Source organism: Actinomadura harenae (assembly GCF_003696215.1).
In the GTDB taxonomy this organism is placed as follows: Bacteria; Actinomycetota; Actinomycetes; order Streptosporangiales; family Streptosporangiaceae; genus Spirillospora; species Spirillospora harenae.
The window spans coordinates 1-20,137 of the sequence record NZ_RFFG01000125.1 but is presented as its reverse complement, the minus strand read 5'-3'; the positions used below and the strand labels follow the sequence as shown (position 1 = coordinate 20,137).

Below are 20,137 nucleotides of genomic sequence, written 5' to 3'. Positions count from 1 at the left end.
GGAGCGCGGCGGTCGCGTCGGCGGGCACGCCGAGCGGCCCGGTCACCACGAGGCCGCCGACGGTGCCGCTGCGCGCCTGGTCGCGGGCCGCGCCGCCGAGCGTCGAGTACACGAACACGACCGTGCAGGTGATCGCGACGGCCAGGCTGAGCGGCGCGATCACGGCGGCGAGCCGCCGGTGGTCGGCGCGGTTGCTCTCGGCGGCGAGGTAGCCGCCGACGCCGGACCAGCGTGCGGTGAGCCGGGTGAGGACGACGGTGCCACGCGCGAGGGGCGCGCCGAACACCGCGACCGCGGCGGCCGCGACGACCACTCCGCCGAACGCGATCGGCAGGTCCGCCTTCTCGGTGTGCAGGACGCCGAGGACGATCAGCACGCCCGCGAAGCCGACGCAGCAGACCGCCCCGACGACGCGCGCCCAGGACGCGGTGCCCGCCGGGGGACGGACCGCCTCGCCCAGCGCCTCGACCGGGCGGACCCGGTTGACGCGCCAGGCGGTCGTCTGGGCGGCCACCCAGGCCGCGCCCATCGTGACGGCGGCCGCGGCGATCGCCGGGAACGGCCCGAGGGACAGCGGCAGCGTCGCGGGCATCGCCCCGGCCGCCACGAACAGCCGGTGCATGAGCGCGACCAGCCCGAACCCGCTGAGCGCGCCGATCGTGGCGGCGACCGCCGACAGCAGCAGCACCTCGCGGCTCAGCAGCCTGCGGATCTGCTTCGGGGACGCGGCGACGGCGCGCAGCAGCGCGAACTCGCGCAGCCGCTGCTGGATCGACAGGGTGAACGTCCCGGCGACGACGAGGACGGCGATGCCGAGCGAGATGCCGCCGACCGTCGCGCCCATGCTGATCAGCATCACCCGGTATCCGGACGCGGCGGGGAACTCCAGCTCGCCCCGGCCGTCCCCGGTGCGGATCGTGTACGGGACGCCGTGCAGCGCGTCCCGGACGGCCGGCAGCGCCGACGCCGGGGTGACGCCGATCGCGGCGATCTGGCCCGGGTGCCCGGCGAGCCGCCGCGCCTCGGGGGCGGAGAAGTACAGCAGCGCCTGGCCGCGCAGGCCGCGGTCGGTCACGCCGGTCACGGTGTACCGGGTGGGCGAGCCGGCCGACTGGACGAGCACCGTGTCGCCCACGTGGACGCGGGCGTGGGCGGCGGTCCCGGCGTCCACGACGATCTCGCCGGTGTTCGCGGGCGCGCGGCCCTGGGCGATCCGCATCGGGGTGAGCGCCGCCGAGTCCCAGTCGTGCCCGAGCGACGGCGTCGAGGCCAGCGGGCGGCCCGACGACGGCGACACCAGGTCGGCGGGGAAGCTCAACTCGGGCACGACCTTCTGGACGCCGGGCGCGGCGGCGGCCTTGGCGACCGCGTCCTCCGGCAGCCAGGCGCGCTGGTCGATCGCCCGCGACCGGTGCCGCGCGTGCCCCTTGTGGTACTGGACGACGTGGACGCTCTGGTCGCCGGTCACCACGATCGGCGCGCCCGCGTACCGCTGTGGGTGCGGGCTGCTCGCGACGCCCGTCTGGAGCAGCACGCCGCACGCCGTGACGAGCGCCGCCGCCGCCCACAGCGCGATGAAGGCGCCGGCGAACGCCGCCTTGCGGAAGCGGAGGGAGTTCAGCGCGAGCCCGATCACGAGCGCTCCAGCCGGGTCATCCGGGCGGCGACGGTGTCGGCGGTGGGCCCGTCCAGGGCGTCGACGATGAAGCCGTCGGAGAGGAACAGCACGGTGTCGGAGTAGGACGCGGCGACGGGGTCGTGGGTGACCATGACCACGGTCTGGCCGAGCGTGTCCACCGAGTGGCGCAGCAGCGTCAGGACCTCGCGGGCGCTGCCGGTGTCCAGCGCGCCGGTCGGCTCGTCCGCGAACACCACCTCCGGCGTGGTGACCAGCGCCCGCGCGATCGCGACCCGCTGCTGCTGGCCGCCGGAAAGCTCGGACGGGCGGTGCCCGGCCCGGTCCGACAGGCCGACCGACGCCAGCGTGGACCGCACCCGGGCGCGGTCCACCCGCGCCCCGGACAGCTTCAGCGGCAGCCCGACGTTCTGCTCGGCGGTCAGGAACGGCACCAGGTTGAACGCCTGGAAGACGAAGCCGAGCCGCTCGCGGCGCAGCACGGTCAGCTCCTCCTCGGAGCGCGCGGTCAGCTCGACACCGCCGATCCGGACGCTGCCCGAGGTCGGCCGGTCCAGCCCGGCGGCGCACTGGAGCAGCGTGCTCTTGCCCGACCCCGAGGGGCCCATGACGCAGGTCAGCCGGCCGCGGGGCAGCCCGACGGTGACGCCGCGCAGGGCGGCCACCGCGCCGGGGCCGTCGCCGTAGCGCCGCCACACCTCGGTCAGCGCGACGGCCATGCCCTCGTCCGAGCCCCCGCCCGAGCCCTCCTCCGAGCCCCCGGACCAACCGACGCCCGGCGCCCCGGCCGCGCCCGCGGCCGTGCCCTCGGACATGGCGCCGCCCCGTCCGGCCTCCGGCCTCGCTCTGCTCATGGGTCCTACCTCGTCATCTCGGTCGGGGGCCGGGTGGCCCGGTCAGGTGTCCGGCCCCTGTCGGGCGGCCGGGCGCAGGACCGCGCAGGCGACGGGCCCGTCGCGGTCCACGGTTGTGATGAGCGCGGGCCGTGCTCCCGGCGCCCGTTCGGCGTGTGCGAGCACGGCCGCCATCTGGAACGCCGCCGACGCGGCGCGGGTGTCGCCGATGCGGCGGGCGCAGCCGGTCGTGCGCGGCGGGCGTCCGCCGAACAGCGCCGCCAGGGCGTCGGCCTCGGCCTCGCCCGCCGCGTCCGGGGCCTCGCCCGGCACGACGAGCCCGATCTCGTCCGGGGTGACGCCCGCCTTGGCGAGCGCGGAGCGCGCGCATCGTTCGAGGACGCGCGCGGCGTCCCGGGGTTCGTCCTCGGCGAGCCCGCTCTCGACCGCCGCGACCTCGAACACCGGGGCGCCTTCGGTGGACGCCAGGTCGGAGCGGGTGAGGCGGAGCATCGCGCAGCCCTCGCCGAGAACGGGCGGGCGGACGCGGTCCTGCGCGGCGTGCCATTCCAGCCACGCGCGCTCGGCGCTGAACTCCTCGACCGCCCCGCACAGGACGGTGTCGGCGCGTCCGGCGCGCAGGAGCCGCAGCGCGTAGCGCAGCGCCGCCAGGCCCGCGGTCCGCCCGGCCGCGACCGTGGAGTTGGGGCCGCGGACGTGGTGCCAGATGGCCATCTGGCCCGCGGTGTAGTTCATCAGCGCGGCCGGGAAGCGGGCCGCGTCCACCAGGTAGGGGCGGTCGCCGGTGAACGAGTCGGCGGTGAAGGTCGTGAGCGCCGCGACCGGGCCGGTGGAGATGCCCAGCACGAGCGCGGTCCGCTCCGCCGCGGCCTGCGCGTCAGCCGCGTCCGATGCATCCGGTGCGGCCGGTTCACCGGGCAGCAGGTCGCCCGCCGCCAGGACGGCCATCGCGGTCGCGCGGTCCATGGCGCGGGTGCCCTTGCGTCCGAGGACCTCGCGGGGAGCCCCGATCGGGGCCCGCGCCACCTCGGTCATCGGCGGGCCGGTCCAGCCCGCGGGGTCGAGCGCCGTGACGGCGGTGCGGTCGCCGAGGATCCCTGCGGCGAACTCGGCGCGGCCCCGCCCGTAGGGGGAGACGGCCGTCCAGTCCGTGATCACGGCGCTCACCGGGCCGCTCCCAGGGCCGGGACGGCCGCGGGGGCCGCCGTCTCGTCGCCGCGGCCGAAGACGACCACGCAGTTCGCGCCGCCGAACGCCAGCGCGTCGTTCTGCACCACGCGCGGACGGACCGACAGCGCCTGGTTGGGGACGCAGTCGATCGCGCACTCGGGGTCGGGCTCGCGATGGTTGATGGTCGGCGGGACGAACCCGTGGCGCAGCGCGAGCGCGCACGCGGCCGACGCCAGCGCGCCCGCCGCGCCCATCGTGTGCCCGATCATCGACTTCACCGACACCGTGCGCGGCGGCAGCTCGCCGTGGACGCGCCGGATCGCGCGGCTCTCGGTGACGTCGTTGGCGCGCGTCCCGGTGCCGTGCGCGGAGACCAGGTCCACCTCGGACGGCTTGACCCCGGCGTCGTCCAGGGCGAGCCGCATGCAGCGCGCGACGCTCTCCTCGTTCGGCGCGACGGCGTGGTCGGCGTCGCAGTTCAGCCCGTACCCGAGCACCTCGGCGTAGATCCGCGCGCCCCGCCGCAGCGCCGCGTCCAGCGGTTCGAGCACCAGGACGCCCGCGCCCTCGCCGGTGAGGATCCCCTCGCGGTTCAGGTCGAACGGCCGGCACAGCTCGGGCGCGATAGTGCCGAGCCGGTAGAACCCGGCGAAGGTCTTGCGGCAGAGCGCGTCGGCCCCGCCGCACAGGGCGAGGTCGGCCGAGCCGTCGCGGACGGCGTCCAGGCCGCAGCCGATCGCGTGGTTGCCCGCCGCGCACGCCGTGCAGACGGTCAGCGTCTCCACGTCGGTCAGGCCGAGCTCGCGGGCGGCGGCGACGGCCAGCCGGACCGGCGACACCCGGCGCGCCAGGGCGGGGTCCTGCCCGTCCGGGCCGTGCTCGACGCTCTGCCGGACCAGGTCGTCCAGGTCGCGGGACTCTCCGTCGGTGGTGCCGATCGCCACGACCGACCGCGCGGCGCGCAGCGCGTCCATGTCGAGGCCGGCATCGCAAACGGCGAGGCGCGCGGCGACGGCCGCGAACGTCGCCGCCCTCCCCCACGCGCGGTGGTCCAGGCGGGTGAGGTGCTCGGCGGGCTCGAACCCGCGCACCTCGCAGCCGGTCGAGTGCGCGAACCCGCGCACGTCGATGCCGGTGATGGGCGCCGCGCCGCTCGCCCCGGCGCGCAGCGCCCGGTGGAACGCCTCCGCCCCGACCCCGATGCTGGAGACGGGGCCGAGGCCGGTGACCACGACCCGGCGGCGGCCGTCCCGCGCGGCGGCTCCCATCACGCCGCCTCCGCGTCCGCCAGGACGGCGAGCACGCCGTCGAGGCTCACCATGCGGGCCAGTTCGGTCTCGTCGATCGAGACGTCGAACTCCTTCTCCAGGGAGCCGAGAATGTCGATGAGGGACATGGAGTCGGCGCCGTGGTCCTCCCGGAAATGGCTGGCCGGGAGGATTTCCTCCGGGTCGAGTTCCAGGATTTCGGCGACGATCTCGCGCACCTGCGCGCGCTGACTGGCGTCCATTGAGCGCTGCATGACACGGCCCTTTCCGTTGGTCCTTGCCATGAGGCTCCTCCGTCCCGCTCTACGGTTCCTATATCGCCTATATGCCGGTCCGGCCGGTGCCGGGTCCGGGGTCAGATCCCGTCGATGGTGATGTCGCCGGAACCGCTGTGCGCGGAGATCTGCGCGGCGGCGCCGGGGGTGTCGTCGAGCTTGCGGTGCACCGATCCGCTGCTCGCCCCGGCGTCGATCCGGTACGCCTGGCGGGGCAGCCGGATCTGGATCCCGCCGGAGCCGCTGCGCGCTTCGACACGCCCGGGGGCCGTCGCGAACTCCAGCTTCAGCGACCCCGAACCGGTGTGCCCGCTCAGGTGGGCGGCGCGCAGGGCGGTGCCGGTGAGGCTGCCGTGGCTGCTGGTGGCCTCCACGTCGCCGCCGACGCCGTCCAGGTCGATGTCGCCGGAGCCCGCGCGGACCGTGACCGGCGCGGAGACCTGGCTGACCGAGACGCCGCCCGAGCCGCTGTGCGCCTGGACCGGGCCGGCGATGCGGGCCAGCGTGACCTGGCCGGAGCTGCCGTCGTAGTCGACGCCCGCGACGCCGCTGACGTCCACCGAGCCGCTGCCCCCGTGCACGCTGATCTTGGTCGAGGCGGGGACGGTCACGTCGTAGCTGATCTTGCAGCCGTCGCAGTCGGCGGCGAGCCGCAGGTCGCCGGACGCGGTCCCGGCGACGGGGCCCGGGCGCGTGTGGTGGTAGTCGATGTCGCGGTGCACCCGGATCGGCCCGGAGCCTGTGGTGACGTGCACGGATCCGCTGCCGTTGCGGATGTCGACCTGGGCGGCCGAGCCGTTGACCGTCGTGTCGTCGGACGTGTGGTGCAGCGGCGGCCCGATCGTGTCCGCCGAGCAGCCCGCCGCGCCGAGCGCCGCCAGCCCGGCCAGCGCCGCCCCCGCCGCGAGAGCGGTGCGCGACCCCCTCGTGCGTGGCCCTGCCGTCCGTGATCCGGTCGTGCGTGACCCCGGTGTGCGTGATCCCGTCGTTCGCCGTCCCATGGGAAACCCCCTGGCTCCGCGCCCGGCTCCCCGGGACGCGCTGCTTGTATGGCCTAAGCATCACGTGTAAACTATCTCTAACACATGACATGACGGAGATACAAGAGCAAGTCCACTACCCTCAACGGAGCGCCGTCCTCGCCTCACCAGTCATCAAGGGAACCCACATGAGCAGCACCCCGCCTTCGGGGGACGAACTGCTGGCCATGCTCGCCGCACTGGCCAATCCGCACCGGCTGCGCATCGTCGCCGCACTCGCCGGGAAACGGAACTACGTCAGTCAGCTCGCCCGCGAACTCCAGATGAGCCGGCCCCTGCTGCACATCCACGCGCAGCGCCTCGAAGAGGCCGGCCTGATCAGCGCGAGCCTGGAACTCTCCAAGGACGGCAAAGCCATGAAATATCTCGAACTGACGTCCTTCGAGATAGTCTTGTCCGCGGCGGCGATCGCCGCGGCCGTCCCCACTCTCAGCACCGATGCCAAGGAGAAGAAATGACCGCTGCGAGCGGCAACTGGAGCGACTGGGGCCAGATCACCTTCGTGCTGGTGTTCATGGGTCTGATGACGTTCCTGGTGATCGCCATCCTCGCCGTCAGCGCCCGCATCGTCGCGGCCCGCGTCTCGGCGGCGCGCGAACGCGACCTCAAGGACCTCGTCCAGCGGTCGCAGGACCTGGAGGCGCAGATCGGCAAGGAGCTCGGCGAGCTCCGCGAGCGCGTCACCCGCATGGAGAGCATCCTGCGCACCGTCGAGTGACCTCCCCGGGCGGCCACGCCCGCCCGGAGCACGAACGGCCGCCGGGAACACCGGCCGCCCCCCGGCCGCCCCCGCCGGCCCCTCCCGTCGTCTGCTCCCCCGATCGGCGCGTCCGGTCAGCCCGCCCGGTCCTCGGCGGGCGGCGCTCCCAGGCCGGCGGCGCGCACCGCGGGGCTCACCGCCGCGGCGACCGCGAGGACGCCCATCGCCACCGACAGCGTCCCCACCGTCCAGGCCGCCCCGATCCGGCCCAGCAGGAACCCGGACAGCAGCGAGCCCAGCGCGGTCGGCCCGAACGACACCAGCCCGACGACGCTGTTGACCCGGCCCAGCATGGCGTCCGGCGTCACCCGGAGCTGGTGGACGACGATCGCGACGTTCCACACCGCCCCCGCGAAGCCCATCGCCGCGAACAGCGCGGCCAGCGCCAGCGGCTCGCGGGTCAGCGCCACCAGCGGCATCAGCACCGCCCACAGCACGTTCGCGCCGATGACGACCGCGCCGAGCCCGACCCGCCGCCGCACCCGCGGCGCCACCAGCGCGCCGAGCATCCCGGCGACCCCGGACACCCCGACGACCAGCGTCAGTCCCGCGCCCTTGCCGAGGACGACCACCAGAGTGAGGTTCAGCGCCTGGAACAGCATGTTGCTGCCCGCGATGAGCCCGGCGGCGGCGCGCAGCAGCGGCTCGCGCCAGACCCAGGCGAGCCCGGCGGCCAGGTCCCCGGCCATCGGCGTCCGGCCGCCCTCACGCGGACGCTGCAACGGCCTGCGCACCAGCAGCACCGTCACCAGCGACACCGCCTGGCTCACGACGGTGAACACGAACGGGCCCCACGGCACCCACGCGAACAGCATCGGGCCGCACGGCCGCCCGACCAGCCCGGCCGCCTGCTCGCGCGCCTCGTTCCGCGACAGCGCGGCGGGCAGCTGCCCCGGCTCCACGACGTTGCGGACGGCGGCCCGCTCCGCCAGCCGGTAGGCGACGGTCAGGCAGCCCTCCACGAACGCGGCGGCGAGCAGCCACCCGAACCCGAACCGGCCGAACACCAGCGCCGTCACGACGCCGCCGAGGGCGAGCACCCGTCCCGCGTCGCAGGCGACCATCACCCGCCGCCGGTCCCACCGGTCCACGAGCACCCCGGCGGGCAGCTGCGCGATCGCGTAGGGGGCCATCGCCGCGAACCCGGCGAGCCCGGCCCGTCCGGGCGAGTGGGTCTCGGCGAACGCGAGCAGCGGGTACGCCAGCGACACCACGCGCGCGCCGAGCAGGGAGAGCCCCGCCCCGATCCACAGCAACAGGAAGTCGGTGTTGCCGCGGAGCGGGGCGGGACTCTCGGCCTGTTCCCTCTCGTCGGCCAGGCTCATCCGCGCAGGCACCACTCGAGGACGGCCATGGCGCTGTACAGCTTGTTCTCGGCCTGGGTGAACGCGATGCTCGCCGGGCCGTCGAGCACGTCGGCGTCGACCTCCTCGCCGCGGTGCGCGGGCAGGTCGTGCATGAACACGGCCTTCGGGCTGGCGTCCCACAGCGCGGCGGTGACGCGGAACGGCTCGAACACCGTCCGCCAGTCCGGGTCGGGCTTGCTGGTCCCGGTCGTCTGCCAGCGGGTGGTGTAGACGACGTCCACGTTCCGGGACCGGTCGTCCATGTCGTGGCGTTCCTCGATGGACGCCCCGTGCGCGGCGGCCGTCTCCCGCGCCCGCGCGAGCAGCCCCTCGTCGAGCCCGTAGCCGGGCGGGGTGCGCAACTCCAGCCGGGCGCCCGCGAAACGGGTGAGGGCCAGCGCGAGCGCCGCCGCCGTGTTGTTGCCCTCCCCGACGTACAGGACGTGCAGGTCCTCGATGTCGCCGAACCGCCCGCGCAGCGTGGTGAGGTCGGCGAGCGCCTGCGTCGGGTGTTCGTCGGACGTCATCGCGTTCACCACGGCCATCCGCCGCTGCCCGGCCATCGCGCGCAGTTCGGCGGGCGGGCCCGCGGTGCGCGCGACGACGGCGTCCAGCATCGAGGCGAACACCCGCCCGGTGTCCTCCACCGACTCGCCCGTGTTGAGCTGCAGGTCGTCCGGGCCGTACGGGATGACCTGCGCGCCGAGCCGGAGCGCGCCGGAGGTGAAGGCGGTGCGCGTCCGGGTGGACGTCTTGCGGAAGTAGGTGCCGACGATCGCGCCGGTGAGCGTCCGCTCGGACCGGGTGTGCCCGGCGGCGTGGTCCACGCCGCGCCGCACGATGCGGACCAGGTCCTCGTCGGCGAGGTCGGTCAGCGAGATCAGATGACGGGCGTTGTGTCCCATGCGGTGCTCCCGGTCGGGGTGGTGGCGGATGCGGCGGGGGATGCGGTGACCGATGCGGTGGGGGTCAGGGGGCCGGTCGTGGGGGCGAGCAGGTCGAGCGCCTGCTCGACGGTGCGCGCGACGCCGATCGCGTCCCGGTCGGCCGCCGCCGCGAAGCCCTCGGCGACGGCGTGGTCCAGCGCGGCGAGGAGCGGCTGGAAGAACCCGGCGACGTCCAGGAGCACGACGGGCTTGGCGTGCAGGCCGAGCTGGTTCCAGGTGGCGACCTCGATGAGCTCGTCGAGCGTCCCGAGGCCGCCGGGCAGCACGGCGAAGCCGTCCGCGAGCCGGTACATCAGCGCCTTGCGGTCGTGCATGGAGCGGACGACGACCAGTTCCTCGCCCGCGGGCGGGACGGGCCGCTCGCGTTCGAACAGCGAGGTCGGGATGACGCCGAGCACGCGGGCTCCCCCGGCGCGCGCGGACGCGGCGACCGAGCCCATGATCCCGACCGAGCCCGCGCCGTAGACCAGGCCGAGGCCGCGCGCGGCCAGCCCCGCGCCCAGCTCGGCGGCGAACTTGACGTACTCGTCCCGCGCGCCGGGCCGCGCCCCGCAGAACACCGCGACCTGCCGCGCGGAACCTGCGGAACCTGCCGATCGCCTGTCCGGCGCGTGCTCGTTCGTCGTGCGTCCGTTGGTGGTGTCGGGTTGGTCGCGCATGGGGGTCATCCCTCGTCCCTGGGCGTCGGCGCGAAGCCGTGGGGGCCGCGCTCGGCGGCGCGGACGACGGCTTCCAGGAGCGCCCGGCAGCCCTCGGCCAGTTGCGGTGCGGGCGTGTGCTCCCGCGGGGAGTGGCTGATGCCGTCCGCGCTCGGCACGAACAGCATCGCGGTGGGGACGTGGGCGCTGAGGACGCCCGCGTCGTGGCCGGCGAAGCTGAACATCCGGGCCACCGGCGCTCCGGTGGCGCGGCAGGCGTCCTCGACCAGGTCGCACAGGTCGGGGTGGAAGAGCGCGGGCGGTTTGCGGGACAGCCGGACCACCTCGCCGGTGCAGCCGAACGCGGCGGCCGTGTCGTGCGCGAGCTCCCTCAGTTCCTTGGCGGCGAGCCGGAGGGAGTCGTCGCGGGCGGCGCGCCACTCCACGACGAGGCGGGCCTCGCCGGGCACGACGTTCGGGGCGCCCGGCAGGAACGCGATGTGCCCGACGTTGACCACCATGTCGCCGTCCAGGGTGAGGACGCGGCCGGGGATCTCGGCGGCGACGCAGGCGGCGGCGCGTCCGGCGTCGGCGCGTTCGGCCATCGGGGTGGTGCCCGCGTGGTTGGCGGTGCCGTGCACGACCACCTGGTGGCGCTCGATGCCGACGATGCCCTCGACGGCGGCGAGGCCGAGCCCGGCGCGTTCCATCCGGGGGCCCTGCTCGACGTGCAGTTCCAGGTAGGCGCGGATCCGGTCCACGTGGTCGCCCGCGCACAGCGCCGTGGATCCGGTGAGGCCGCCCGCCGAGTCGGGTCCGGCGCCCTCCTCGTCCCAGAAGTTCACGATCTCCAGCGCGGCGGCGGCGGGGTGGCCGGCCTCGTGCAGGGTGCGCAGGACCTCCAGGGCGGCGATCACGCCGTAGGCGCCGTCCAGGCGGCCCCCGGCGGGGACGGTGTCGGTGTGCGAGCCGGACAGCAGCCAGGGGATCGCGCCGGGCACGTGCCCGAACACGTTGCCCGTGGCGTCGGTGCGGGCGGCGAGTCCGGCGGCGGTGAGGCGGCCCGCGAGCCAGGCGCGGGCCTCCAGGTCGGCGGGCGACCCGGCGACGCGGTCCACGCCGCCGTCAAGGCGGCCGCCGATGCCCGCGAGGGCGTCCAGGTCGGCGAGCAGCCGGTCAGCGGAGATGTCCATCGTCACCATCCAGGTGCAGCAGCGGGCGGAGGGCCCCGAGGTGGGTGAGGGCGTGGTCGTGGTCGCCGGGGACCCGCCCGACGGTGAGGCCGCCGGTGGCGAGGGCCTTCCAGCGGGCCAGGTAGGCGTCCGGGGTGCGGCCGCGCAGGACCGAGTGGCGGCCGTCGGCGGTCTGGTCGGTGAGGACGACGGTGACCGGGCCCGGCAGCGGCGCGTAGGCGTACCGCTCCATCGACCGGGTGAGCAGCCGCCAGGTCGCCACGCGCGGCGCGACCTCGTCGAGGGTGTCGGGTGAAGCGGTGATGCCCGCGAGGGCGAGCAGCCCGACCAGCTCGTGGTCCAGGCCGGCGCTGCGCCCGGCGAGCTCGGTGAGGTCGGCGCGGGCCGCGAACAGGTCGGCGAGCCGGTCCACGAGAGGGTCGTCCACGCCGTCCAGGCGGTTCCAGGCCAGGTCGGTCTGGGGGTCGACGAGGACGAGCCGGACCGGGACGCCCCGGTCGGCGAGCCGGGCGGCCATCGACCAGGCGATCGTGCTCGCCGACGACCAGGCGAGCAGGGTTCCGGGGCCGGACGGCGCGGCGGCGAGCAGTTCCCCGGTGTACCCGGCGGCCAGCTCGTCCACGAGGCCGGGCGTAGGGTCGCGGTCGCCGAGGGCGGCCGCCTCGAACGCGGCGACCGGTCCGGGCAGCGCGCCGGGGGCGGCCAGCGGCAGGTACCAGTGGGCGCTGCCGCCCGCCGGGTGGACGCAGAACAGCGGCCGTCCCGTGCCCTCCCGGCTGAGCCAGGCGAGCCGTCCGCCCTCAGGCGCGGCACCGGACGAGGAGCCGGATGCCGACGCGGCGTCCATGCGGCGGGCGAGCGTCTCGACCGTGCGGCATTCGAGCATGTCGCGGGTGCCCATCGGGAACCCGGCCGCGCGGGCCCGGGAGACCACCCGCAGCATCAGCAGCGAGTGCCCGCCGAGGGCGAAGAAGTCGTCGGTGGCGGCGACGTCCGCGACGTCGAACAGGTCGGCCCAGAGGGCGGCGAGGGCGCGCTCGGTGGGCGTCTCGGGAGCGCGGCGGTCCGCGGCCGTCCCCGGGTCGCCCGGCGCGGACGGCGCGGGGAGCGCCTTGCGGTCGAGCTTGCCGTTCTGGTTCAGCGGGAACTCGGCGAGCGGGACGAACACGCCGGGCACCATGTGGTCGGGCAGCCGGTCGCGACAGTGCGCGCGCAGGTCCGCCGGGTCGGCCGGGTCGTCCCCGGAGGGGACGCAGTAGGCGACGAGCCGCCGCCGGTCGGCGTCGCCGTGCGCGACGACCAGCGCCTCCCGGACGGACGGGTGCGCGACCAGCACCGCCTGGACCTCGCCGGGCTCGATCCGGTAGCCGCGGATCTTGATCTGGTGGTCGAGGCGGCCGAGGAAGTCCAGCTCGCCGTCCGGCAGGACGCAGGCCAGGTCGCCGGTGCGGTAGAGCCGCGCGCCGGGCGCGACGGAGAACGGGTCGGGCACGAACCGCTCGGCGGTCAGGCCGGGCCGCCCGGCGTAGCCGCGCGCCAGGCCGGCGCCGCCGATGTACAGCTCGCCGGGCACGCCGACCGGCACCGGCGTCATGGCCTCGTCCAGCACGTACATGGTCGTGTTGGGGATGGGACGGCCGATCGGGACGACCTCGCGGGTCTCGGGGCCGGTGATGTCGTGGGTGCTGTTGGCGACGGAGATCTCGGTGGGGCCGTACTCGTTGAGCACGACCGGGCCGGGGGCGAGGTCGAGCCAGCGGTTCAGCGTCCGGCCGGGGAAGGAGTCGGCCCCGACGGCGAGGAGCGCCGCGAGCCGGCCCGCCTCGTCCGCGCCGAGCTGGTGGGTGAGCAGTTCGAGGTGCCCGGGGGTGAGCTTGATGAAGTCGAACGGCCCGGCGTCGGCGAGCGCGCGGCCGAGTTCCAGGGGCGGCACGTCCGGGGCGATCATGTGGACGGGCTGCCCGGTCATCAGCGGCGCGTACATGTTCGGCACCACCATGTCGAAGGCGATGGACGAGAACAGCGGCGCGCCGCCGGACCCGCGTCCGCTGTAGCCCTCGACGGCCCACCACAGGTAGTTGCCGAGGCCCCGGTGCGCGATCTGCACGCCCTTCGGGCGGCCGGTGGAGCCCGAGGTGTAGATGACGTAGGCGAGGCCGTCGGGGTCGGCGGGGTCGTCCGGCCGGGTGGCGGGACGGGCCGCGACGGCGTCGGCGGTGGCGGCGCGGTCGGCGACGACGGTGGGGCCGTCGAAGACGTCCGCGAGCAGGTCGCGGTGCGCGGCCTCGGTGACCAGGACGCGCGCCCCGGAGTCGGCGAGCATGAAACCGAGCCGGTCCGGCGGGTAGGACGCGTCGAGCGGCACGTAGGCGCCGCCCGCCTTCCAGATGCCGAGCAGCCAGGGCAGCAGCAGCGGCCCCCGGTCCAGCAGGACGCCGACGACGGTCTCGGGGCCGACGCCGAGCGCCCGCAGGTGCCACGCGACCCGGTTGGCCTCGGCGTCCAGTTCGGCGTAGGACATGCGCAGGCCGGCGGAGGTGACGGCGAGGGCGTCCGGGACGCGCGCGGCCCACTGCTCGAACACCCGGTGCATCGGGGTCGGGTCGCGGTCCGCGGCGGTCGCGTTCCAGGTGCCGAGCAGCGCGCGGCGTTCCTCCTCGGCCAGGTGGGCGCCGCGGGCGTCGCCGTCGAAGTCGGCGGCCATCGCCTCCAGGACGGAGCGGTACAGGGCGCCGAGCCGCCGTCCGGCGTCCCGGCCGAGGACCGTGCCGTCGGCGACCAGGACGATCGACCCGGCCTGGGTGATCACCGACAGGGGGAACTCGTTGGGGCTGTCGTCGACGCTGGCCTCGTAGTCGACCAGGTCGGTGTCCACGACGTGGAAGTCCAGGTAGTTGAAGAACACGTCGATGAGGCGGCCGCCCTCCCCCGCGTCGGCCTGGATCGCCGACAGCGGGTAGCGGCGGTGCGGCCACAGGCCGACCTCGGTTCGGTGCACGGCCTGGACCAGGTCGCGCCAGGTGCGGTGGCCGCGTTCGAACGGGAACGGGACGGTGTTGAGGTACATGCCGTAGACGCGTTCGGCGCCGGCCGCCTCGGGCCGCGTGTCGCACACGAGGCCGGAGTGGAACGCCTCCTCGTGCGTGGTCATGCTCATGACCTTCAGGTGCGCGCCCAGCAGCACGCTCTTGAGGGAGACGTTCGCGTCGGAGGCGAACGCGCGCAGCCGGTCCTCCAGGTCGGCGTAGGGGACGCGGACCTGGTGCGCGGCGCGCGGCCCGGGGTCGGCCCAGGACTGCGGCAGGGTGAGGCGCGGAAGGTCCCCGGCGATGCCGAGCCAGTGGGCACGGTCGGCGGGGTCGGCCAGGGCGCGGCGCTCGGCCGCCACGTAGTCGGCGTACCGGACGGCCGGACGGTCGTACGGCTCGGGGTCGAGGCCGTCCCGGAACGCGCGGTAGCAGCGGAGCAGCTCCATCAGCAGCGAGTGGTAGCTCCAGCCCTCCAGGATCGCGTGGCACTCGGTGATCGAGACGCGCCACCGGTCCGGGCCGCACACGTGCGCGAACACCCGCAGCAGCGGCGGGCGGGCCAGGTCGAACGGGGTGTGGCGCTCGATGGCCATGTACTCGCGGACGGCCCGTCCCTGCGCCTGCGCGTCGAGGGCGGTAACGTCCCGGCTGCCGACCCGCATGACACCGGTGTCGTGCACGATCTGCATCGGCTCGGAGTAGGCCGACAGGTCGATGGACGTGCGCAGGACGTCGTGCCGGGCGACGACCTCGGCGGCGGCGGCGCGCAGCGCGTCCTCGGAGAACGGCCGGTCGTCGCGGACGGTGAACGTGGTGACGTTGTGGTAGTTGCGGTCCTCGCCGGACAGCATCTCGAACAGCATCCCGGCCTGGACCTTGGACAGCGGGTAGGCGTCCCGGACGCCGGGCCGCCCGCGCAGCGCGTCGGCGTCGGCGGGGTCCAGGAGGCTGAAGGGCGCGGTCGTGCCGTCCTCGCCGGTGAGCGGGGCGCGGTCCGCGACGGCCTCGGCGAGCCGGGCGACGGTCGGGTTCGCCATGACGTCGCGGACGGACACGTCGAGCCCGGCCTCGCGCGCCGCGCCGACCAGCACGACGGCGCGGATCGAGTCGCCGCCGAGGTCGAAGAACCCGTCGTGGACGCCGATCCGGTCGTGGTCGAGGACCTCGCCCCACACGTCGGCGAGGCGCCGTTCCAGGTCGGTGCGCGGCTCGACGTAGGCGTCCGCGACGCGCAGGGCCTCGCGGCGCGGCGCGGGCAGCGCGCGGTGGTCCAGCTTGCCGCTCGGGGTGAGGGGGAAGCGGTCCAGCGTCACGTACGCGGCGGGGACCATGTAGGGCGGCAGGGTGCGGCCGAGCCCGGCGGCGAGGTCCTGCGGGGACGGGCCGGGCCGCTCGTCGGGCACGACGTAGGCGACCAGTTCGCGGTGGCCGGCGTCCTCGCGCACCCGGACGAGCGCGTCGCGCACGCCCGCGAGGCGCTTCAGCGCCTCCTCGATCTCCTCGGGCTCGATGCGGTAACCGCGGATCTTGACCTGGTGGTCGACGCGGCCGAGGAACTCCAGGCCGCCGTCCGGGCGCCGCCGGGCCAGGTCGCCGCTGCGGTAGAGGCGGGCGCCGGGCGGGCCCCAGGGGTCGGGGACGAACCGCTCGGCGGTGAGGCCTGGCCGTCCGGGGTAGCCGAGGGCGAGGCCCGCGCCGCCGACGTGGATCTCGCCGGGGACGCCGGGCGGGACGGGGTTGCCGCGTCCGTCCAGCAGCACGACCGACAGGTCCGCGAGGGGCTCGCCGACGGGGCTGCGCGCGCCGTCGGCGAGGTCGGCGGCGGTGAGCCGGTGGTGGGTGACGTGCACGGTCGTCTCGGTGATCCCGTACATGTTGACCAGGGCGGGCCGGTCCAGTCCGGCGGCCTCGGCCCAGGGCCGCAGCGCGGCGGGCTCGAGGCGCTCGCCGCCGAACACGACCGCGCGCAGGGCGAGGTCCCGGACCCGGCCGGGGGTCGCCGCCATGGTCAGCGCGCGGAACGCCGACGGGGTCTGGTTCAGGAGGGTGACGCGTTCGGCGGCGAGCAGGCCGAGGAGGTCCTCGGGCGAGCGGGCGGTGTCCTCGTCCACCACGACGACGCGTCCGCCGTGGCAGAGGGCGCCCCACAGCTCCCACACCGAGAAGTCGAAGGCGTAGGAGTGGAACAGCGTCCACACGTCGTCCGGGCCGTAGTCGAAGTGCTCGCGCGCGGCGGCGAACAGCCGGGCGACGTTGGCGTGGGTGAGGCAGACGCCCTTGGGCCGTCCGGTGGAGCCCGAGGTGTAGATGACGTACACGGGGTCGTCCGGGTGGACGGCGACGGGCGGCGGCGTGTCGGGGCTGACGGCGAGGTCCACGCGCGCGGCGGACGAGTCCAGGACGATCAGGCCGTCGTCGGCGGGGCCGCCGAACCGTCCGGCGTGGCGGGCCTCGGTCAGCACCGGGCAGTCCCCGGAGTCGGCGCGCATGAAGGCGAGCCGGTCGGCGGGGTGGACGGGGTCCAGCGGCAGGTAGGCCGCGCCCGCCTTGAGGACGCCGAGCAGCGCCGCGACGAGCCGCGTCCCGCGGTCCAGGCACACCCCGACGGGCTCGCCGGGCCGGACGCCGCGCCGCCGCAGCAGGTGCGCGATCCGGTTGGCCTCGGCGTCGAGCTGCGCGTAGGTGCGGTGGTCGCCGTCCGCCGTGACGGCCGTCGCGAGGGGCGTGCGGGCGGCCCACCCGGCGACGAGCTCGTGCAGCGGGAGCGGCGGGCCGGTGGCCGGTTCGCGGGGGCCGGCGGTCAGGGCGGCGGTCTCGGCGGACGTCAGCATCGGCAGGTCGGCGACGGGCAGGTCCGGGCGGTCGAGCGCGGCGTCCAGCAGCCGGACGAAGTGGGCGGCCATCCGCTCGGCGGTGGCGGCGTCGAACAGCGCGGTGGCGTACTCGATCTGCCCCCGGTAGCCGTCGCCGACCGCCTGGATCTGGAGGGTCAGGTCGAACTTCGCGGTCGTCCAGGGCAGTTCGACCGCCTCGGACCGGACGCCGGGCAGGTCCAGCGCGGGCGGGCCGTCGTCGTGCAGGGCGAACACGACCTGGAACAGCGGCGTGCGGGACATGTCGCGGTCGGGGACGAGCTCGTCGGCGAGCCGCTCGAACGGGGTGGAGACGTGGTCGAGCGCGGCGGCCAGGCGCGGCCGCGCCGCGTCGAGCAGCTCGCCGAAGCCCGGCGCGCCGTCCCAGCGGGCGCGCAGGACGGCGCTGGTGACGAAGTGCCCGACGAGGTCGTCCAGCTCGGCGCGGCGGCGGCCGGACACGGGGGTGCCGACGGCGACGTCGGCGCGCCCGGTGTACCGGGACAGCAGGACGTGGAACGCGGTCACCAGGACGGCGAACGGCGTGGTGCGGTGCTCGCGCGCGGCGTCCCGGACGCGTCCGGCGAGGCCGTCCGGGAAGGTGAGCGGGGCGGCCGCGCCGTGCCAGTCCCGGACGGCCGGGCGGGGCCGGTCGGCGGGCAGGTCGAGCGGGTCAAGGCCGGTGAGCTCCTCGCGCCAGAAGTCCAGGTCGCGGCGGTCGGCGCCGCCGTCGCGGGCCTGCTGCCAGGCCGCGTAGTCGGCGTACTGGACGCGGAGCGGCGCGGGCGGCGGGGCGTCCTCGGTGACCGTCCGGTAGAACGCGGCGAGGTCGCGGGCGAGGACGGGCCAGGACAGCCCGTCGAAGGCGATGTGGTGCACGACCAGGCAGAACAGGTGGTCGTCGGCGTCGATCCGGAGCAGGCGCGCGCGGACCGGCGGGCCGTCCGCGAGGTCGAAGGGGGCGGACGCCTCGGCGGTCGCGATCTCCACGGCGCGGGCGGCCCGGGCGGCGGACGTCCGGCCGGGGAGGTCCTCGGGGACCAGGACCTCGGTTCCCAGGGGTTCCACGATCTGGACGGGCTCGCCGTCCACGAGGGCGCAGCGGGCGCGCAGCACCTCGTGCCGTTGGAGGAGCCGCGTCCAGGCCGTGCCGAGGGCGGCGGCGGACAGCGGGCCGCGCAGGCGCAGCACGACCGGGATGAGGTACTCGGTGCTCGCCGGGTCGAGCCGGTTGAGGAACCACTGCTGGCGCTGCTGCGCGGACAGGGGCGGCGGCCCGGCCCCTTCGGCGGGGGCGAGGGAATCCGCTTCACCCGAAGCCGCGGGGGCGGCTCCGGACAGGCCCGCCAGGCGGCGGCGCAGCAGTTCCTCCCGCAGCACCGCGAGGTCGTCGACGGTCATGACTCGATCTCCTGGTCGGTGGAGGTTGCGGATGCGAGCGCGACGACCTCGGTCTCGGGCAGCGCGGCGATCTCCGCGCGCAGCCGGTCCTCGACCTCGGCGGCCAGGCCCGCGACGGTCGGGCGCTCGTACAGCGCGCCGATCGGCAGGTCGAGCCCGAACGCGGCGCCGACGGCGGCGACCGCGCGGGCGGCGAGCAGGGACTCGCCGCCGAGCCGGAAGAAGTCCCGGTCGGCGCCCGGGTCGGTGCCGAGCAGGTCGCGCCAGATCCCGGCGATGCGCCGCTCGGCGGGTGTGCCGGGCGGCCGGGACGCGGCCCGCTCCGCCTCCGCCGGGACGGCGGGGAGCGGCGGCAGGGCGCGCCGGTCGAGCTTGCCGTGCGGGGTCAGCGGGAGCCGGTCGAGCGGGACGAACACGGCCGGGACCATCGCGGCGGGCAGCGCCCGCGCGCACGCGGCACGGAGCGCCTCCGGGGACACCGCGCGCAGCCCCTCCGGGGACGGCGGGGGCGGCCCGGCGGGCACCCAGTAGGCCACCAGGATCCGGTCGTCGGGGTCTCCGCCGGGTTCGCCGTGCGCGGCGACGCGGGCCGCCGCGACGTCCGGCAGCGCGGTCAGCGCCGCCTCCACCTCGGCGGGCTCGATCCGGTGGCCGCGGATCTTCAGCTGGCCGTCGACGCGTCCCGCGAACTCCACGGAGCCGTCGGCGCGGACGACGGCGCGGTCGCCGGTGCGGTAGAGCCGTGCGCCGGGCACGGCCGCGTACGGGTCGGGGACGAACCGCTCGGCGGTCGCGTCGGGCCGTCCGGCGTAGCCGCGCGCGACGCCCGCGCCGCCGAGGCAGATCTCGCCGGAGCCGCCGAACGGCACCGGACGCAGCCGGTCGTCCAGCACGTGCAGGGTGGTCCCCGCGACGGGCGCGCCGAGCGGGATCCGGGCCGGGCCCTCGGGCGGCGGCCCGGCGGGGACGAGCCAGCCGGTGGCGCGGACCGTGGCCTCGGTCGGCCCGTACACGTTGTGCAGCCGGTCCACGGTCCGGTTCAGCCGGTCGAGCAGCGCCGGGTCGCAGCTCTCGCCGCCGACCTGGGCGACCATCGGGACGCGGTCCAGCCCGGCGTCGAGCAGGCCGCGCCAGCTCGCGGGCGTGAGCTGGAGGTGGGTGACGCCGTGCGTCTTGACCAGCCGCACGAGCTCCGCCGGGTCGGCGGCCTCGGCGTCGGTGGGCAGCACGACCCGCGCCCCGGACGCCAGCGGCGTCCAGAGCTCGACCAGCGAGATGTCGAAGGTGAGCGCGGCGGGCGCGAGCCACACGTCGCCGGCGCCCCGGGCGAAGTCGTCCCTGGCGGCGAGGATCGTGTTGGTCAGCGCGTGCTGCGGGACCTGCACGCCCTTGGGGCGGCCGGTCGAGCCGGAGGTGAAGACGACGTACGCCAGCTCGTCCGGGCGTCCCGGCACCGGGCGGCGCGTCGGGCCGGGCGCCGTCCCGCGCTCGCCCGGGCCGGTCCCGGCACCGGGTTCGATGCGCAGGACGCGGACGTCCCCGGGAACGGCGTCGCCGAGGCGCTGCCCCTGGGCGGCGAGCACCAGCCGGGCCCCCGCGTCCGCGATCATGCGGCGGACGCGGTCCGGGGCCTCGCCGACGGCGAGCGGGACGTAGGCCGCGCCCGCCTTCCAGACGCCGAGCACGGCCGCGACGAACTCCGGGCCGCGCCGGGCCGGGAGGCCGACG

The 20,137-nt window shown here is 76.0% G+C and carries 14 protein-coding genes; 2 read left to right on the top strand and 12 right to left on the bottom strand.

The genetic code is table 11. The features are described from left to right. The 6 genes from EBO15_RS37650 to EBO15_RS37625 all read right to left on the bottom strand — a co-directional run. Positions 1-1,636: ABC transporter permease (locus EBO15_RS37650; protein ID WP_147481839.1), on the bottom strand; the 1,636-nt coding region annotated here is incomplete at its 3' end. After that, positions 1,633-2,490, bottom strand: coding sequence for an ABC transporter ATP-binding protein (locus EBO15_RS37645; protein ID WP_378239017.1), 858 nt, complete (start codon positions 2,488-2,490; stop codon positions 1,633-1,635). The genes EBO15_RS37650 and EBO15_RS37645, both read right to left, overlap by 4 nt. 42 nt (positions 2,491-2,532) lie before the next feature. Next, entirely contained in the window at positions 2,533-3,657 is a 1,125-nt protein-coding gene (locus EBO15_RS37640; protein WP_199745066.1) for a beta-ketoacyl synthase N-terminal-like domain-containing protein, read from the bottom strand. Continuing rightward, on the bottom strand, positions 3,654-4,928 hold the full coding sequence (locus tag EBO15_RS37635) for a beta-ketoacyl-[acyl-carrier-protein] synthase family protein (protein WP_122199253.1): 1,275 nt from the start codon (positions 4,926-4,928) through the stop codon (positions 3,654-3,656). Before EBO15_RS37635 ends, EBO15_RS37640 begins: the two co-directional genes overlap by 4 nt. Continuing rightward, positions 4,928-5,212: an acyl carrier protein gene (locus EBO15_RS37630; RefSeq protein ID WP_199745065.1), complete on the bottom strand. Its 285-nt coding sequence runs from the start codon at positions 5,210-5,212 to the stop codon at positions 4,928-4,930. Before EBO15_RS37630 ends, EBO15_RS37635 begins: the two co-directional genes overlap by 1 nt. Before the next feature lie 71 nt (positions 5,213-5,283). Further along, complete coding sequence (locus EBO15_RS37625; protein ID WP_122199252.1) at positions 5,284-6,204, bottom strand: DUF4097 family beta strand repeat-containing protein; 921 nt, start codon at positions 6,202-6,204, stop codon at positions 5,284-5,286. Positions 6,205-6,371: 167 nt separating this feature from the next. Between EBO15_RS37625 and EBO15_RS37620 the strand changes: the two genes are divergently transcribed. Next, complete coding sequence (locus EBO15_RS37620) at positions 6,372-6,701, top strand: ArsR/SmtB family transcription factor (RefSeq protein ID WP_122199251.1); 330 nt, start codon at positions 6,372-6,374, stop codon at positions 6,699-6,701. Further along, positions 6,698-6,961, top strand: coding sequence for a hypothetical protein (locus EBO15_RS37615; protein ID WP_122199250.1), 264 nt, complete (start codon positions 6,698-6,700; stop codon positions 6,959-6,961). Before EBO15_RS37620 ends, EBO15_RS37615 begins: the two co-directional genes overlap by 4 nt. A gap of 116 nt (positions 6,962-7,077) precedes the next feature. On the opposite strand, the gene EBO15_RS37610 is transcribed toward EBO15_RS37615, so the two are convergent. The 6 genes from EBO15_RS37610 to EBO15_RS37585 form a co-directional block, all read right to left on the bottom strand. Continuing rightward, positions 7,078-8,328, bottom strand: a complete 1,251-nt coding sequence (locus tag EBO15_RS37610) for an MFS transporter (RefSeq protein WP_147481838.1) — start codon at positions 8,326-8,328, stop codon at positions 7,078-7,080. Then, positions 8,325-9,254: an ornithine carbamoyltransferase gene (locus tag EBO15_RS37605; RefSeq protein WP_122199248.1), complete on the bottom strand. Its 930-nt coding sequence runs from the start codon at positions 9,252-9,254 to the stop codon at positions 8,325-8,327. Before EBO15_RS37605 ends, EBO15_RS37610 begins: the two co-directional genes overlap by 4 nt. Next, the gene (locus EBO15_RS37600) at positions 9,230-9,955 is read right to left on the bottom strand and encodes an LOG family protein (RefSeq protein WP_122199247.1); all 726 of its coding nucleotides are present in this window, start codon (positions 9,953-9,955) and stop codon (positions 9,230-9,232) included. The genes EBO15_RS37605 and EBO15_RS37600 overlap by 25 nt, the downstream gene beginning before the upstream one ends. 5 nt (positions 9,956-9,960) lie before the next feature. After that, positions 9,961-11,127: a Zn-dependent hydrolase gene (locus tag EBO15_RS37595; RefSeq protein ID WP_199745064.1), complete on the bottom strand. Its 1,167-nt coding sequence runs from the start codon at positions 11,125-11,127 to the stop codon at positions 9,961-9,963. Beyond that, positions 11,111-18,409, bottom strand: coding sequence for a non-ribosomal peptide synthetase (locus tag EBO15_RS37590; protein WP_122199245.1), 7,299 nt, complete (start codon positions 18,407-18,409; stop codon positions 11,111-11,113). Before EBO15_RS37590 ends, EBO15_RS37595 begins: the two co-directional genes overlap by 17 nt. After that, positions 18,406-20,137: non-ribosomal peptide synthetase (locus tag EBO15_RS37585; RefSeq protein WP_122199244.1), on the bottom strand; the 1,732-nt coding region annotated here is incomplete at its 5' end. The genes EBO15_RS37590 and EBO15_RS37585, both read right to left, overlap by 4 nt.

Coding starts and splice junctions, on each gene's coding strand:
- EBO15_RS37595 (WP_199745064.1), bottom strand. CDS start 11,127: ATGGACATCTCCGCTGACCGGCTGCTCGCCGACCTGGACGCCCTCGCG.
- EBO15_RS37635 (WP_122199253.1), bottom strand. CDS start 4,928: ATGGGAGCCGCCGCGCGGGACGGCCGCCGCCGGGTCGTGGTCACCGGC.
- EBO15_RS37615 (WP_122199250.1), top strand. CDS start 6,698: ATGACCGCTGCGAGCGGCAACTGGAGCGACTGGGGCCAGATCACCTTC.
- EBO15_RS37630 (WP_199745065.1), bottom strand. CDS start 5,212: ATGGCAAGGACCAACGGAAAGGGCCGTGTCATGCAGCGCTCAATGGAC.
- EBO15_RS37605 (WP_122199248.1), bottom strand. CDS start 9,254: ATGGGACACAACGCCCGTCATCTGATCTCGCTGACCGACCTCGCCGAC.
- EBO15_RS37625 (WP_122199252.1), bottom strand. CDS start 6,204: ATGGGACGGCGAACGACGGGATCACGCACACCGGGGTCACGCACGACC.
- EBO15_RS37600 (WP_122199247.1), bottom strand. CDS start 9,955: ATGCGCGACCAACCCGACACCACCAACGGACGCACGACGAACGAGCAC.
- EBO15_RS37645 (WP_378239017.1), bottom strand. CDS start 2,490: ATGAGCAGAGCGAGGCCGGAGGCCGGACGGGGCGGCGCCATGTCCGAG.
- EBO15_RS37590 (WP_122199245.1), bottom strand. CDS start 18,409: ATGACCGTCGACGACCTCGCGGTGCTGCGGGAGGAACTGCTGCGCCGC.
- EBO15_RS37620 (WP_122199251.1), top strand. CDS start 6,372: ATGAGCAGCACCCCGCCTTCGGGGGACGAACTGCTGGCCATGCTCGCC.
- EBO15_RS37610 (WP_147481838.1), bottom strand. CDS start 8,328: ATGAGCCTGGCCGACGAGAGGGAACAGGCCGAGAGTCCCGCCCCGCTC.